Source organism: Micromonospora sp. HUAS YX12 (assembly GCF_040215685.1).
Lineage (GTDB): Bacteria > Actinomycetota > Actinomycetes > Mycobacteriales > Micromonosporaceae > Micromonospora > Micromonospora tulbaghiae.
In genome coordinates this window covers 1,458,655-1,472,737 of record NZ_CP157974.1, presented here as the reverse complement: position 1 = coordinate 1,472,737, position 14,083 = coordinate 1,458,655, and the positions used below count along the sequence as shown (strand labels likewise).

The following is a 14,083-nucleotide window of genomic DNA, read 5'->3' as shown; positions in this document are numbered from 1 at the left end:
AGGATCGACCGAGGTCAGCCCGTCCAGACCGCCCAGGCGCCCGGCTCGGTCCACCAGGAGCGCTTGCGGCTCAGCTCGCCCTCGACGCCGTCGTCGAGGAAGGGCACCTTCTCGTCGCGGGGCACCACCGCCACCGCGCGGCCCCGCGCCCGGCGTACCTCCAGCCGGACCTTCTTCCGGCCCAACGCCGACCGGGTCACCACTGGTACGGCGACACCCACCGTCACCCGGCCGTCGGCCGGATCCGGGCCGCCCAGCAGGTCCACCTCGCCCAGGCGCGCGTACCCGCCCGCGTTGCCGATCGCGCACGCGGTGATCGGCTCGGAACCGTCGCTGAGCACCGTGCCGTCGACCTCGACCCGGGCCCGCCAGTGCAGCGGCCGGCTGGCGTCGTCGGCGGCGCCGAGCAGCGCCCCGTCGAGCGTCACCGAGCCGCCGTCGTTGCGCAGCAGATCCAGGCGCCGGGCGGTGCCGTCCAGCACCGCAGCGGCCACGCCCGCCGGATCCCGGGGCAGCCCGAGCTGCGCGGCCAGATCCCGCGCCGTCCCGGACCGGGCCGGATCGAGCGGGAGTACGCCGACCGGGGGCAGGTCGGGCACCGTACGGTTGTCGGCCAGGTCCGCGGGGCGGCGACTCGGCGGCGGAGCGTACCGGCGGACCAGCCGGCGCAGGACGGCGCGCAACTGACCGTCACTGGCCGTGGCGACGATCAGCCGGGTCTTGCCGTCGGAATCCGGCCAGGTGAGGCCATCGGCGCGCGGCGGGCCGTCGAGGCGGGCCAGCACCTCGTCGATCTCGGAGTCCGACCGGGCGGTCACGGTGGTCACCCGGGCGCCCCGGGCGGTCAGCTCGTCCGCGCAGGCCAGCACCGGTACGCGCGGCGTCTCGCAGCGCTCCTCGCCGGTCTGGGCGGCGGTGTCGTCCGCGCCGCCGCAGCAGGCGCCGCCGCTGCCGCAGCCACCACCGGGAGCGTCCCGCTCCGAGCCGAGGGTGAGCAGCACCACGTCGTACACGAAGGAGCCTCCCGCTTTCCGACCAACCCCTGCTGGTCCCGCCGTCACTACTTGTTAGCCTGACACCCCGGGCTCGCTGACCGGTCGCCACCTGGCACCCGAGCCTTCTGGAGGCGAGAAGATGCCAGCGATCGTGCTGCTCGGCGCCCAGTGGGGCGACGAGGGCAAGGGCAAGGTTACCGACCTGCTGGGTGAGCGGGTCGACTACGTCGTGCGCTACTCCGGCGGCAACAACGCAGGCCACACGGTGATCACGCCGGACGGCCAGAAGTACGCGCTGCACCTCATGCCGTCCGGGGCGCTGTCACCGAGCGCGATGATCGTGATCGGCAACGGCGTGGTGGTCGACCCGAAGGTGCTGCTCCAGGAGATCGACGGGCTCGCCGAGCGAGGTGTGGACGTGTCCCGCCTGCGCATCTCCGGCGACGCGCACCTGATCATGCCGCACCACCGGGCGCTGGACCGGGTGGTCGAGCGCTACCTGGGCAGCTCTCGCATCGGCACCACCGGCCGGGGCATCGGGCCCGCGTACGGCGACAAGGTCGCCCGGATGGGCATCCGGCTCCAGGACCTGCTCGACCCGGGCATCCTGCGCAAGAAGCTGGAGCTGGCGCTCCGCGAGAAGAACCAGCTGCTGTTCAAGATCTACAACCGCAAGGCGATCGACGTCGAGGAGACGGTCGAGGAGTACCTCCAGTACGCCGAGCGGCTGCGCCCGTACATCGCCGAGACCCGGGTGATGCTCTGGGACGCGCTCGACCGCGGCGAGACCGTGCTGCTGGAGGGCGCCCAGGCCACCATGCTCGACATGGACCACGGCACCTACCCGTTCGTGACCTCGTCGAACCCGACGGCCGGCGGGGCGTGCGTGGGCGCGGGCATCCCGCCGACCGCGATCACCAAGGTCATCGCGGTGAGCAAGGCGTACACGACGCGGGTGGGCTCCGGCCCGTTCCCGACCGAGCTGTTCGACGACAACGGGCAGCACCTGCGCAAGGTGGGCCACGAGTACGGCACCACCACCGGCCGGGAGCGCCGCTGCGGCTGGTTCGACGCCGTGGTGGCGCGGTACGCGTGCCGCCTCAACGGCGTAACCGACCTGGTGGTCACCAAGCTGGACGTGCTGACCGGCCTGGCCAAGGTGCCGATCTGCGTCGGGTACGAGATCAACGGTGAGCGCTTCGACGACATGCCGATGACGCAGACCGACTTCCACCACGCCACGCCGATCTACGAAGAGCTCGACGGCTGGTGGGAGGACATCACCAAGGCGAGGACCGAGGACGAGCTCCCGGAGAACGCCCGCCGCTACATCGCCCGCATCGAGGAGCTGACCGGCGCTCGGGTGAGCGTGGTGGGCGTAGGCCCAGGCCGAGAAGAAAACGTCCTCCGCCACCCCCTGCTCCCCTGACCCCACCCCACCCCACCCCACCCCCCGGGCCCCGGCCCCACCCCGTCGATCATGAAGTTAGCGGCCGTTTTGTAGATCGACTTCGCCGCTAACTTCATGATCAACGGGGCGAGGGGGTGGGCAAGGCGGGCGGGTTGTCCACAGGGTGGGGTGGGTTGTCCACAGGGGCTTCGCGCGGGTGGGGTGCGCGGGGACGCTCGGTGGGTGGAACGGGCTTGGGTGATCCGGCAGATCGCGAGTGACCAGGGTGGCGTCGTCACCCGTGGGCAGGCGCTCCGGGCCGGCTACAGCCGGCACGAGATCGACAACCTCCTCACCTCGCGTCGGTGGCGGCGGCTGGCTCGCGCGACCTACGCCGTCGAGCGCGCCGGACCCGAGGGCGCGGAACGGCGTCGTCAGATCCGGGCGGCGGTCCTGTCGCTGGGCCCGCAGGCGCACGCCGTTCTCGGCACGGCTGCCGAGCTGCACGGGATAGCGGGCCTGCCGGAAACGGGCGTGATTCACGTCGCGGTCCCGGGTCGCGCGGCTCGGCCGGCCCGCGCCAAGGATCCCGCCGTGACGTTGCACCAGTTCGAGCATCCCGAGCAGGCGCTGACGACTGTCGACGGCATCCCGGTGACGGCTCCTATGCACACGCTCGCGGAACTCGTCCTCCGGGTGCGCCGCTACTTCGCGGTGGCCCTGCTCGACTCGGCGCTCAACCAGGGAAGGATCACCGAGGAGGAGTTCGGCGCCATCCCCGCCCTGATAGCGGGCCGGCGGGGCGCGGTGAACGCGCGTCGCCACCTGGCCGAGGCGAACGGCGCCGCCCAGTCGCCGCTGGAGACGCGTACCCGGCTGCGGTGCGTCGACGGCGGCGTTCCGCCGGACGCACTCCAGGTCGAGGTGCGCGACGCCGACGGTTACCTGCTCGGCATCGGCGACATGGCTGGCGGGCCGCCCGGGTGATCGCCGAGGCGGACGGCAGGGATCCGCACTCCACGCCCGCCGCGCTCTTCGACGACCGGCAGCGGCAGAACCGCCTGACCAACGCCGGCTGGACCGTCCTCAGATTCACCTGGCCCGACACCCTCCGCCCCGACTACATCCCCCAGGTGGTCCGCGCGGCGCTGGCCGCCAGGACCCGGCGTCGATCATGAAGTTGACGGCGATGTCGATCTCATATCCTGCCGTCAACTTCATGATCGACGGGGTGGGGTGGGGTGGTCAGTAGGATGCCGGTCGTGCGCGTACTTCTTGTGGGTGGTGGTGGGCGGGAGCACGCTCTCGCGCTCGGACTGGCCGGTGACCCGGCTGTCGAGGCGCTCGTCGCGGCTCCGGGGAATCCGGGGATCGCGGGCGTGGCGCAGCTGCGGGAGGTGACACCCACCGACCCGGCGGCCGTGGCGGCCCTCGCCGTCGAGGTCGCGGCCGACCTGGTGGTCATCGGGCCGGAGGCGCCGCTGGTGGCGGGCGTCGCCGACGCGGTACGCGCCAAGGGCATCGCGGTGTTCGGCCCGAGCGCGGAGGCGGCCCGGCTGGAGGGCTCGAAGACGTTCGCCAAGGACGTGATGACCGCCGCGGCGGTGCCGACCGCTCGCGCGTACACCTGCGAGGACGCGGCGGCAGTGGCGCGCGCGCTCGACGAGTTCGGCGCGCCGTACGTGGTGAAGGACGACGGGCTCGCGGCCGGCAAGGGTGTGGTGGTCACCGACGACCGGGCCACAGCCGAGCGGCACGCCGCGGAGTGCGGCCGGGTGGTGATCGAGGAGTACCTGTCCGGCCCCGAGGTCTCCCTGTTCGTGGTCACCGACGGCGAGGCGGCGGTGCCGCTGCTGCCGGCGCAGGACTTCAAGCGGGTCGGTGACGGCGACACCGGGCCGAACACCGGCGGCATGGGCGCGTACGCGCCGCTGCCGTGGGCCCCGCCGAACCTGGTCGACGACGTGATGCGCGACGTGGTGCACCCGACGCTGGCGGAGTTGCGCCGCCGGGGCACCCCGTTCGCCGGCCTGCTCTACGTGGGCCTGGCGATCACCCCGTCCGGCCCGCGGGTGATCGAGTTCAACGCGCGCTTCGGCGACCCGGAGACGCAGGTCGTGCTCGCCCTGCTGGAGACGCCGCTGGGCGGGCTGCTGCACGCCGCCGCAACCGGCACGCTGGGCGCGCACCCGCCGCTGCGCTGGCGCGACGGCGCGGCGGTCACCGTCGTGGTGGCGGCCGAGGGCTATCCGGCGGGCCCGCGTACCGGTGATGTGATCACCGGCGCGGACCGCGCCGGGATCATCCACGCCGGCACCCGCCGGGACGCCGACGGCACGTTGCGGTCCGCGGGCGGCCGGGTCCTCTGCGGTACGGCCACCGGCCCGGACCTGGCGGCCGCGCGCGACGCCGCCTACGAGTTGGTACGCGACGTCGAGCTGGCCGGTGCCCACCACCGCACCGACATCGCGGCGGCGGCGGTGGACGGCCGGATCACGATTCCGGGCTGACCGGGCCGGGGCGCCGGTCGGCCATCCGGTTGAGCACGTTCGCCGTGGCCCGCTCGATGCGCGGGTCACGGTGTCCCTGCCGGTCCAGTGCCAGGGTCCAGCCGAGCGTGCCGCTGGCGAAGACGACAGCCCCGCGTGGAGTCTCGTGGACGTGGCTGCTCTGGAGCCGCCGGCCGCCCTGCTGGGCCGGGTACGGCGAGGAGCTGAGCGTCGTCCCGGCGGGCCGGGGGAGCGCCGCGTGCAGCCCGTCCGCCTCGCCCGCGACCACGCCCGGGATGCGGTCGCCGTCGGCGACGCCGGTGCCGGCCCACACCCAGTGGTCGGCGGCGCGCACCACGAGCGGCTGCGGGGTCAGCACGATGCCGTTGTACTGGACGCCGAGCAGGGCCTGTTCGGGCCGGTCGAGGGCACGCCAGGTCACGGTCGGGTCGCCGGTGCCGGCGCCCGGGTCGGGGAGCGTCTTGGCGCACTCGACGAGCCGTTCGGGGCGGCCGTCGGCGGCGGCGCGTACCCGGGCGTGCCAGTAGACGCTGTTCGCGCCGAGGAACGCGAGGCTGGTGCCCCCGGCCAGGCCGACCTCGGTGGCCCGGCGCATCTCGGCCGACCAGTACTCGTCGTGCCCGCAGAACACCAGGCCCCGGTACCGGGCCGGGTCGAGTCGCCCGGAGTGCAGGTCGAAGCTGGTGGCGTAGCTGACGTCGTAGAGGTTGCGTTCCAGCCACCGGATCGCGGCCTCGTCGCGGTCCAAGTGGGTGGGCGTGCCCGCGCCGGAGTACGGGCGGTCGAACGAGACAGCGCGTGCCCGCAGCGCCGGGTCGCGCCGCCCGTCGGGCCGGTAGCCGTTGTAGAGGCTCTTGCCGACGCGCCGGTCACGCGGCCACTGGTTGTACGCCTGCCAGGTGGTCACCGGCAGCACCACGCAGAGCGCGGCCGGGCGCCTGTCGTCGCGCACCACGAACGGCGTGCACGCGCGCCAGCCGCCGGCCGAGGTGAAGACCGCCTGGTAGATGCCGGAGGTCCAGCCGTGCGGGACGGGCAGGCGCCAGGACACCGGCCACCGGCAGTCGAGCACGCCGGTGTCCGGGTCGGCGACCGGCACGGGTTGCGGCACGCCGCGCAGTTCGGGGCTGGTCAGCATCGTGCGGGCGCCCGCGCCGTCGTACCAGCCGAGGCGGTGCACGCTGACCCGGAACCGGCCGGCCGGGTTGACCGCGACGTGGAAGTCGATCACCTCGCCGGGGGCGACGCTCGTCGTCGAGGCGTACCCCTGGATCTGGCGCCGCCGGTCGTCGGCGGCCCGGCCGCCGTGCTCGGGCCACCACGGCTCACCGGCGGCGCGGTTCTCCCGCTCGATCGGCGGGACCGGCCAGCGCGTGGGTGAGTCGTCGGGCCGGCCGCCGAGGACGGGGTCGAACGGGCCGAGCGCGGCGGCGGACACGCCGCCGGCGAGGAGGCCGAGCGCGGTACGCCGCCGAAGTCGGTCCATTGTGGTGCTCCCCGTCTCCCCGTTCGATCGGGGGAGACGGTAGCACCGGGCGGCCAGGGCTGTCTGACCGATGTTGATCAATCGAAGTAGCGGCGCAGCTCGCGGGTGAGCACCTTGCCGGTGGCGTTGCGCGGCAGGTACTTGACGAACACCACGTCGCGGGGCACGGAGAAGCGGGCCAGGTAGCGCCGGACGTACTCGCGGACCGCCTCCGGGTCGAGCGTCTCGCCGGCGCGCAACGCCAGGAACGCCGCCAGCCGCTGGCCGTAGTCCGGGTCCGGCACGCCGATCACGGCGACCTCGCGGACCTGCGGCAACCGGGCGATCAGATCCTCGACCTCGGACGGGAAGACGTTCTCGCCACCCGAGACGATCATGTCGTCGGCCCGGCCGTCGACGAAGAGCAGCCCGTCGGCGTTCAACCGGCCCAGGTCGCCGGTGTCCAGCAGGCCGTCGTGGCTCTCCCGGCCGGCGCCCGAGGTGTAGCCCTCGAACAGCATCTCGTTGCCCACGAAGATGCGCCCGACCTCACCGTCGCGGACCGGCCGCCCGGTGTCGTCCAGGATGGCCAGCCGGGTGCCGTGCGGCGGCCGGCCCGCCGTGGTGGGCGCGGCGCGCAGCTCGGCCGGGCCGGCGATGGAGGCCCAGGAGACCTCGGTCGAGCCGTAAAGGTTGTAGAGCACGTCGCCGTACCGGTCCATGAACGCGGTGGCCAGGTTGCCGGGCAGCGCGGATCCGCTGACCGCTACCACCTTGAGCGGCGGCCGGGGCTGCGGCGGCGCCACCTCCATCAGTCGTTGCAGCATCACCGGTACGGCGAACATCGCGTCGCACCGCTGGTCGACGAGCGCGGCGAGCGTGGCGGCCGGGTCGAAGCGCCGGTGCAGCACGACTGTGGCGCGCAGCGCGAACGAGACCTGGAGTGCGGCGTACCCCCAGGTGTGGAAGATCGGCGCGGCGATCATCACGGTGTTCTTCGCGTGCAGCGGGATGCGGTCGATGATGGACACCAGCGGGCCGAAGCCGTCCGGGGTGGGCCGGCGGGCGCCCTTGGGCGCGCCGGTGGTGCCGGAGGTGAGCACAATGGTGCGCCCGTCGCGCTCCGGCGGCTGGAGCTTCTCGCCGGGGACCGCGGCGGCGATCAGCTCCTCCTGCCCCCGCTCGTCGACCCGGTGCAGCTCGGCCGGGAGGCCGAGGACGCGCTCGGTGAACTCGCCGTCGTGCACGAGGACGCGCAGGCCCTGTTCCTCGGTCACCGTCACCAGTTGCGCGGCGGACAGTCCGGTGTTGACCAGGACGGCGTCCGCGCCGAGCAGCATCGCCGCCACTATCGCCTCGATCAGGCCGTGGTGGTTGCGGCAGAGCACACCGACCCGGTCCCCGGTCTGGACGCCGAGGTGGGACCGCAGCGACCGGGCCAGCCGCTCGGAGCGGTCGAGCAGTTCCTGGTACGTCATGGTGGCGCCGCGCTCGTCGACCACGGCGACGCGGCCGGGGTCGCGGGCGGCGGCCTGGCGCAGTTCCCCGGCGAGGCTCCAGCCCCACCGGCGCAGCGCGTTCAGCTGGGAGGCCACGCGGATCGGTCCGCCCGGGGTGAGCAGTCCACGTCGGGTCAGCGTGGCGGCGATGAACGGCAGGTCCAAGGCGCAACTCCTTCGCGTTCGTGGTTCGTCCACCAGGCTCCGGACGGGCCGGCCGTCCGGTTCGGGCCGGCCCGGAAGCCGCGGCCCGGCCCGCGACGGCACGAGGCGCCGTCACGGGCCGGGCCGCGGCCCACCGGCGGTCAGCGGATCTGCATCCCGGAGATGGCCCGGGAGATGACCAGCCGCTGGATCTCTGAGGTGCCCTCGAAGATGGTGTAGATCTTGGCATCGCGGTACCACCGCTCGACCGGGTGGTCGCGCAGGAAGCCCGCGCCGCCGAGGAGCTGGACCGCCTTGTCGGTCACCGAGACGGCCACCTCGCCGGCCTTGAGCTTGGACATCGAGCCCTCGCCGGCCGTGAACGGCCGGTTGTTGCGGCCCATCCAGGAGGCGCGCCAGACCAGCAGCCGGGCCGCGTCGATCTCCATCTTCATGTCGGCGAGCGCGAACGCGACCGCCTGGTTGGAGATGATCGGCCGTCCGAACTGGACCCGCTCCTTGGCGTAGTCCAGGGCGTACTCGTATGCCGCGCGGGCCACGCCGAGCGCCTGCGCGCCGACTGTCGGGCGGGACAGCTCGAACGTCCGCATCGCCGCCTGGCTGGAGGCGCGCTGGCCGGACCGGGCGCGGGCCAGGCGCTCGTCGAGCGCGTCCTTGCCGCCGAGCAGGCAGCGGCCCGGCACCCGGACGTCGTCGAGGAAGACATCGGCGGTGTGCGAGGCCCGCAGCCCGAGCTTGCGCAGCTTGCGGGTGGCGGTCAGACCGGGAGTGCCCGGGGGTACGACGAACGCGGCCTGCCCGCGCGAGCCCAGCTCGGGCTCGATCGAGGCGGTGACCACGTGCACCCCGGCGATACCGCCGTTGGTGGCGTACGCCTTCTGCCCGTTGAGCACCCACTCGTCGGTGGCCTCGTCGTAGACGGCGCGGGTACGCATCGAGCCGACGTCGGAGCCGGCCTCCGGCTCGCTCGTGCAGAACGCGGCGACGGCCGGGGAGTCGACGTCGCCGAAGCACTGCGGCACCCACTCGACGAGCTGGTCGGGGGTGCCGGCGCCGTAGATCGCGGCGACCGCGAGGGAGGTGCCGAAGATGCTCAGGCCGATGCCGGCGTCACCCCAGAAGAGTTCCTCGCTGGCGATCGGCAGGGAGAGGCCGGTGGGGTCGGCCCAGCAGGTGGCGAGGAACTCGAACCCGTACAGGCCGACCTTCGCGGCCTCCTGGATGATCGGCCAGGGGGTCTCCTCCCGGGCGTCCCACTCGGCCGCGGCCGGGCGCACGACCTCGGCGGCGAAGCCGTGCACCCAGTCGCGAAGGTCCCGCTGTTCCTCGTTCAGGTCTAGCGAGAACTCGGCCATGTCAGGCCTTGGGGATGTCGAACAGGTTGGCGATGTTGGCGGCCAGGCCCAGGTCGCCCTTGGCCTTCAGCTTGCCGGTCATGAACATCATCACCGGGTTGGCGCCACCAGAGACGATCTTCAGGAACTCGACCGGGCCCATGGTGAGGCTCAGCTTCGGGTCGCGGGTCGCGGTCTCCGAGACGGTGCAGGTGCCGTTCTCGATGACGATCTCGTACGTGTCGGTGCCACCGTCCGGGCGGCCGGTGATGTTCCAGTGGATGACCGCGTTGGTCGAGCCGGCGCGGTCGGCGCGGAACAGCGTGGGCATCCGGTTGAAGACCTCGCTGAGGATCTTGCCACGCGCCTCGCCGGACATGATCTCGGCGATCTTGGCGTCCGGCGTGGACTTGACCAGCTGCGCGAACTCCTTCGGGCCGACGTTCGCGAAGTTGGCCGGGTCGAAGTCAGTCATGGGGGATTGCACCTCTCGGGCGGGCCGACTTTGGTTACTCTGGCGTAACCTTACGCACGGGTAGGTATGCTCGCAAGGGTGTCCAGCACGCCGACCTTCAAGCGCCTCCCTCGGGCCGTACGCGAGCAGCAGATGCTCGACGCGGCGGTGAAGGTGTTCTCCCGCCGGGGCTTCCACGCCGCCAGCATGGACGAGATCGCCGACGACGCCGGCATCTCCAAGCCGATGGTCTACGCCTATCTCGGCACCAAGGAGGAACTCTTCATCGCCTGCCTGCACCGGGAGAGCACCCGGATGATGGAGGCGATCGCCGGCGCCGCCGCCCCCGACCTGCCCGCCGACGAGCGGCTCTGGCGCGGGCTGCGCGCGTTCTTCGGCTTCGTCGGCGCGCACCGGGACGGCTGGGCGGTGCTCTACCGGCAGGCCCGCGGCTCCCAGCCGTTCGCCGCCGAGCTGGCGGCCATGCGTGGCCGGCTGGTCGAGGTGGTCGCCGGGATGCTCGACCACGCGCTGCGCGCCTCCGGCCGCGAGGTCGGCGCCACCGACCTGGAGGTGGTCGCGTACGCGCTCGTCGGCGCCAGCGAGTCGCTCGCCGACTGGCTGGCCGACCACCCCGAGGCCGACGCCGGGAAGACCGCGACCCGGATGATGAACGTGGCGTGGCTCGGCGCCGACCAGTTGCTGCGCGGCGTCACCTGGCATCCGCCTACGGCGTAAGGAAGGGCCCCTTCTTAACGCCTGCGGTAGAGGAAGGGCCCCTTCCTAACACCTGCGGCGCGCGGCGGCCCCGGGCCCAGCGCACCACCTCCACGACCAGCGTCACGGTGAGGGCCAGCCCCAGGCCGAACAGCAGCCCCCGGATCGGATCCTGCTCGAAGGCGAGCCCGCCGAGGTAGCCGACCGACGCCGAGTAGGTGCCCCAGGTGGCCGCGGCCAGCGCATCGAAGGCGAGGAACCGCCGCCGGGGGAAGCGGGTCGCACCCATGGTGAGCGTGACCGCGGTCCGTCCACCCGGCACGTACCGGGCCACGGTGAGGATGAGCCCGCCCCGCACCGCGATGCCCCGCCGGGCCCGGTCCACCGCGGCCCGCCGACGGCTCTCCCGAGGCAGCCGGTCCAGCAGCCGCGCGCCGCCGTGCCGGCCGATCGCGTAGGAGACGTGGTCGCCGACCAGCGCGCCGAACGCGGCCACGCCGATCACCAGCGGCAGGTCCGGCTGGCCGGTGGCGGCGAAGACGCCCGCGGTGATGACGGCCGTCTCGCTCGGTACGACGGGGAAGAACCCGTCCACCACGGCGATGGCGAACAGCGCCAGATAGACCCAGGGCGAGGAGATCGTGTCGTGGAGCAGTTCGAGAGCGGCTTCCATGGCGTCGATGCTGGTCCGGCCCGGGGCCGACGGAATCTGTCGTCGGTCGACGGGGAGGGTCCACTTTCGTCGTGCCGTACCCCGAGACGGCCTCGGGGCCAGCACCCAACCCTCCCCGAGGGCGGTCCCGTCGCGGCCCGGCCCGGCCTAGGCTCGCGAGGTGACCACCTGGCTGGGTGCCGTCCGGCGCGTCGAACCGCACCTGCCGGTGCTGCTGGCCGTGACGGTGGCCGCCGCCACCTGGGCCTCGGTGACCGGCGGGCTCGGCGTGCGGTCGCCGCTGCCCGGGCCGCTGCTCCTGGTCGCCGCCTTGGCCGTGGGCGCGTCCGTGCTCACGCCGCGCCGCTGGGTCGGCCCGGCAGTGGCCGCGGCGGGCTGGCTGATCCTGGCGGCCTGGCCGGCCGTCGTCGTCGCCTCCTGGCAGGCGGGCTCCGGCCTGCGGGGTCGCCGCCTGGTGGCGTACCTGATGGGGGCCCTGCCCGTCCTGGCCGCGGGCGTGGCGGTCGGCGTCGTGGCGGGCGGGGAGCGTCGGCTGGTCACCGCCACGGCGGGCAACGCGGTGGCGTTCTACGCCTGGCTGGTGGTCTTCCCGGCGATGGCCGGACTCTGGCGCCGGGCCCGCCGGGACGCCGTCGCCGCCCTGCGGGACCGGGCCGAGCGGTTGGAGCGCGAGCAGGAGGCGCGCGCCGACCGGGTACGGGCCGACGAGCGGGCCAGGATCGCGCGGGAGATGCACGACGTCGTGGCGCACCGGGTCTCGCTCATGGTGGTGCACGCGGGCGCCCTGGAGGTGACCACCGCCGATCCCGCCACGGTCGAGACGGCCGCTTTGATCCGGTCCACGGGCCGGGCCGCCCTGACCGACCTGCGGGAGGTGCTCGGCGTGCTGCGTCAGGAACGGCCGCTCCCGGCGCCGGGTTGGGACACGGTCGACGACCTGGTACGGGAGTCGCGCGCGGCCGGACTGCGAGTGAGCCGGGCGGACGAGGGAACGCCCGGGCCGGTGCCGGAGGCGGTGGCCCGTACCGTGCACCGCGTGGTGCAGGAAGGGCTGACGAACGTGCGGAAGCACGCCCCGGGCGCGGCGGTCGACGTGTGCCTGCGGCACCTGGCCGACGGGATCGAGGTGACCGTCCGCAACGAGCCGTCCGATCGTCGCGATCCGGTCCTTCCGGGTGCCGGGCTCGGCCTGGTCGGCCTGCGGGAACGGGTCGAGCTGACCGGTGGGCGGCTGACGGCCGGGCCGACCCCGGGCGGGGGATTCCTGCTGCGGGCGCTGGTGCCGGCCGGGGAGACGTCGCGATCCGGGTCGTGCTCGCCGACGACGAGCAGCTCATCCGCGCCGGGCTACGGCTGATCCTGGAGGCCGCGCCGGACATCGCCGTGGTCGGCGAGGCCGCCGACGGACCGAGGCGCTGGCCGCCACCGTGCGGTTGCGCCCCGACGTGGTGCTGCTGGACGTTCGCATGCCCGGTGTCGACGGGCTGGCCGCTGCCCCCGGGATCGTGGCCGCCGGACCGAAGGTGGTCATGCTGACCACCTTCGACCTGGACGAGTACGTGCACGAGGCGCTCCGGGCCGGCGCGGTCGGCTTCCTGCTCAAGGACACGCCGCCCCGGGAGCTCGCCGCCGCCGTACGGACCGTCGCGGCCGGGAACGCCATGCTCGCGCCGACGGTGACCCGGCGGCTGATCAGCTCCTTCGCCGAACGCGGCCCGGCACGGCGGGAGGCCGCACGGCAGCGGCTGTCCCGGCTGACCGAGCGGGAGGCGGCGATCGTCCGCGAGGTGGCCCGGGGAGACGGGAACGCCGAGGTGGGCCGCCGGGTCGGTGCCAGCGAGGCGACCGTGAAGACGCACGTCAGCCGGGCGCTGGCCAAGCTCGGCGTGGCCAACCGGGTGCAGCTCGCCATCCTCGTGCACGACGCCGACCTGCTGGACTGACGGCCCCGGGCCCGGCCCGGCCTCGGTTCCGGCCCGGCCTCGGTTCCGGCCCGGCCTCGGTTCCGGCCCGGCCTCGGTTCCGGCCCGGCCTCGGTTCCGGCCCGGCCTCGGTTCCGGCCCGGCCTCGGTTCCGGCCCGGCCTCGGTTCCGGCCCGGCCTCGGTTCCGGCCCGGCCTCGGTTCCGGCCCGGCCTCGGTTCCGGCCCGGCCTCGGTTCCGGCCCGGCCTCGGTTCCGGCCCGGCCTCGGTTCCGGCCCGGCCTCGGTTCCGGCCCGGCCTCGGTTCCGGCCCGGCCTCGGTTCCGGTCAGCGGCGGGCGGCGGCCCGCTGGTGCGCCCGCCGCCGGCCCCAGCGTGCGGCCTCGAACAGGCCGGTCACGGTCAGCGAGATGGCGACGCCGGCGAGCAGCCCGGACAGCGGGTTGTGCTCGAACGCCAGGCCGCCGAAGTAGCCGAGCAGCCCGCAGTAGGTCCCCCAGGTGGCACACGCCAGGCCGTCGTACAGCAGGAACGTGCGCGCCGGATAGCGGACCGCGCCCATGGTCAGCGTGACGGCGGTCCGGCCGCCGGGGACGTACCGGGCGGTGGTCAGGATCATGCCGCCGCGCCTGTCGACCGCGCGGCGGGCCCACTCCGAGCTGGCCCGCCGCCTGCTGTCCGCCGGGAACCGGGCCAGCCGGTGCGCGCCGCCGCCGCGCCCGATCGCGTACGAGACGTGGTCGCCGACGAGCGCGCCGAACGCGGCGGTCACGATCACCAGCACCAGGCTCGGCTCGCCGCCGGCCGCGAAGACCCCGGCGGTGATCACCACCGTCTCGCCGGGGACGGCCGGGAAGAACGCGTCGACGGCGGTGACCGCGATGATCACCAGGTACACCCACGGCGACGTCACCGTGTGGTGCAGCAGGTCGAGCACGTCCCCCATGCACCCATGCTCGGGG

13 protein-coding genes and 1 pseudogene are annotated in these 14,083 nt (G+C 74.0%); 7 read left to right on the top strand and 7 right to left on the bottom strand.

Features of this window, described 5'->3' with window-relative positions; translation table 11 throughout:
• Positions 1-14: 14 nt before the first annotated feature.
• Complete coding sequence (locus ABIH81_RS07360) at positions 15-1,013, bottom strand: diacylglycerol kinase family protein (protein ID WP_349879613.1); 999 nt, start codon at positions 1,011-1,013, stop codon at positions 15-17.
• Positions 1,014-1,134: 121 nt separating this feature from the next.
• Between ABIH81_RS07360 and ABIH81_RS07355 the strand changes: the two genes are divergently transcribed.
• The 4 genes from ABIH81_RS07355 to purD all read left to right on the top strand — a co-directional run bounded on the left by ABIH81_RS07355 (position 1,135) and on the right by purD (position 4,895).
• Positions 1,135-2,424 carry an adenylosuccinate synthase gene (locus ABIH81_RS07355; RefSeq protein ID WP_349879612.1) on the top strand — a complete coding sequence of 430 codons (1,290 nt, stop codon included), beginning with the start codon at positions 1,135-1,137 and terminating at the stop codon, positions 2,422-2,424.
• Between the two features lie 219 nt (positions 2,425-2,643).
• Positions 2,644-3,372 carry a type IV toxin-antitoxin system AbiEi family antitoxin domain-containing protein gene (locus ABIH81_RS07350; RefSeq protein ID WP_349879611.1) on the top strand — a complete coding sequence of 243 codons (729 nt, stop codon included), beginning with the start codon at positions 2,644-2,646 and terminating at the stop codon, positions 3,370-3,372.
• Entirely contained in the window at positions 3,369-3,563 is a 195-nt protein-coding gene (locus tag ABIH81_RS07345; protein WP_349879610.1) for a hypothetical protein, read from the top strand. Before ABIH81_RS07350 ends, ABIH81_RS07345 begins: the two co-directional genes overlap by 4 nt.
• An 84-nt stretch (positions 3,564-3,647) precedes the next feature.
• Positions 3,648-4,895, top strand: a complete 1,248-nt coding sequence (purD, locus tag ABIH81_RS07340; protein ID WP_349879609.1) for a phosphoribosylamine--glycine ligase — start codon at positions 3,648-3,650, stop codon at positions 4,893-4,895.
• Here purD and ABIH81_RS07335 read toward each other — a convergent pair.
• From ABIH81_RS07335 to ABIH81_RS07320, 4 genes are all read right to left on the bottom strand, one after another.
• The gene (locus tag ABIH81_RS07335; protein ID WP_349879608.1) at positions 4,879-6,381 is read right to left on the bottom strand and encodes a N,N-dimethylformamidase beta subunit family domain-containing protein; all 1,503 of its coding nucleotides are present in this window, start codon (positions 6,379-6,381) and stop codon (positions 4,879-4,881) included. The genes purD and ABIH81_RS07335 overlap by 17 nt on opposite strands.
• Positions 6,382-6,458: 77 nt before the next feature.
• Positions 6,459-8,024 carry an AMP-binding protein gene (locus ABIH81_RS07330; RefSeq protein ID WP_349879607.1) on the bottom strand — a complete coding sequence of 522 codons (1,566 nt, stop codon included), beginning with the start codon at positions 8,022-8,024 and terminating at the stop codon, positions 6,459-6,461.
• Positions 8,025-8,164: 140 nt separating this feature from the next.
• Complete coding sequence (locus ABIH81_RS07325; protein WP_349879606.1) at positions 8,165-9,379, bottom strand: acyl-CoA dehydrogenase family protein; 1,215 nt, start codon at positions 9,377-9,379, stop codon at positions 8,165-8,167.
• 1 nt (position 9,380) lies between these two features.
• A complete protein-coding gene (locus ABIH81_RS07320) occupies positions 9,381-9,833 on the bottom strand; it encodes an SCP2 sterol-binding domain-containing protein (protein WP_349879605.1) in 453 nt (150 codons plus the stop codon).
• A gap of 78 nt (positions 9,834-9,911) precedes the next feature.
• On the opposite strand from ABIH81_RS07320, the gene ABIH81_RS07315 reads away from it, so the two are divergent.
• Positions 9,912-10,550 (top strand): TetR/AcrR family transcriptional regulator, encoded by a 639-nt coding sequence (locus ABIH81_RS07315; protein WP_349879604.1) that lies wholly within the window; start codon positions 9,912-9,914, stop codon positions 10,548-10,550.
• Here ABIH81_RS07315 and ABIH81_RS07310 read toward each other — a convergent pair.
• A complete protein-coding gene (locus tag ABIH81_RS07310) occupies positions 10,540-11,202 on the bottom strand; it encodes a VTT domain-containing protein (protein ID WP_349879603.1) in 663 nt (220 codons plus the stop codon). The genes ABIH81_RS07315 and ABIH81_RS07310 overlap by 11 nt on opposite strands.
• Positions 11,203-11,362: 160 nt before the next feature.
• Here ABIH81_RS07310 and ABIH81_RS07305 point away from each other — a divergent pair, with 160 nt between their 5' ends.
• Positions 11,363-12,559 carry a histidine kinase gene (locus ABIH81_RS07305; protein ID WP_349879602.1) on the top strand — a complete coding sequence of 399 codons (1,197 nt, stop codon included), beginning with the start codon at positions 11,363-11,365 and terminating at the stop codon, positions 12,557-12,559.
• Positions 12,505-13,145: pseudogene (locus ABIH81_RS07300) on the top strand (response regulator transcription factor). The gene ABIH81_RS07305 and the pseudogene ABIH81_RS07300 overlap by 55 nt, the downstream one beginning before the upstream one ends.
• Before the next feature lie 304 nt (positions 13,146-13,449).
• Here ABIH81_RS07300 and ABIH81_RS07295 read toward each other — a convergent pair.
• The gene (locus tag ABIH81_RS07295) at positions 13,450-14,067 is read right to left on the bottom strand and encodes a DedA family protein (RefSeq protein WP_349879601.1); all 618 of its coding nucleotides are present in this window, start codon (positions 14,065-14,067) and stop codon (positions 13,450-13,452) included.
• Positions 14,068-14,083 lie beyond the last annotated feature (16 nt).

Bases quoted from the DNA above. Each gene is read 5' to 3' on its own strand.
- ABIH81_RS07355 (WP_349879612.1), top strand. From the start codon at position 1,135: ATGCCAGCGATCGTGCTGCTCGGCGCCCAGTGGGGCGACGAGGGCAAG.
- ABIH81_RS07335 (WP_349879608.1), bottom strand. From the start codon at position 6,381: ATGGACCGACTTCGGCGGCGTACCGCGCTCGGCCTCCTCGCCGGCGGC.
- ABIH81_RS07325 (WP_349879606.1), bottom strand. From the start codon at position 9,379: ATGGCCGAGTTCTCGCTAGACCTGAACGAGGAACAGCGGGACCTTCGC.
- ABIH81_RS07320 (WP_349879605.1), bottom strand. From the start codon at position 9,833: ATGACTGACTTCGACCCGGCCAACTTCGCGAACGTCGGCCCGAAGGAG.
- ABIH81_RS07310 (WP_349879603.1), bottom strand. From the start codon at position 11,202: ATGGAAGCCGCTCTCGAACTGCTCCACGACACGATCTCCTCGCCCTGG.
- ABIH81_RS07295 (WP_349879601.1), bottom strand. From the start codon at position 14,067: ATGGGGGACGTGCTCGACCTGCTGCACCACACGGTGACGTCGCCGTGG.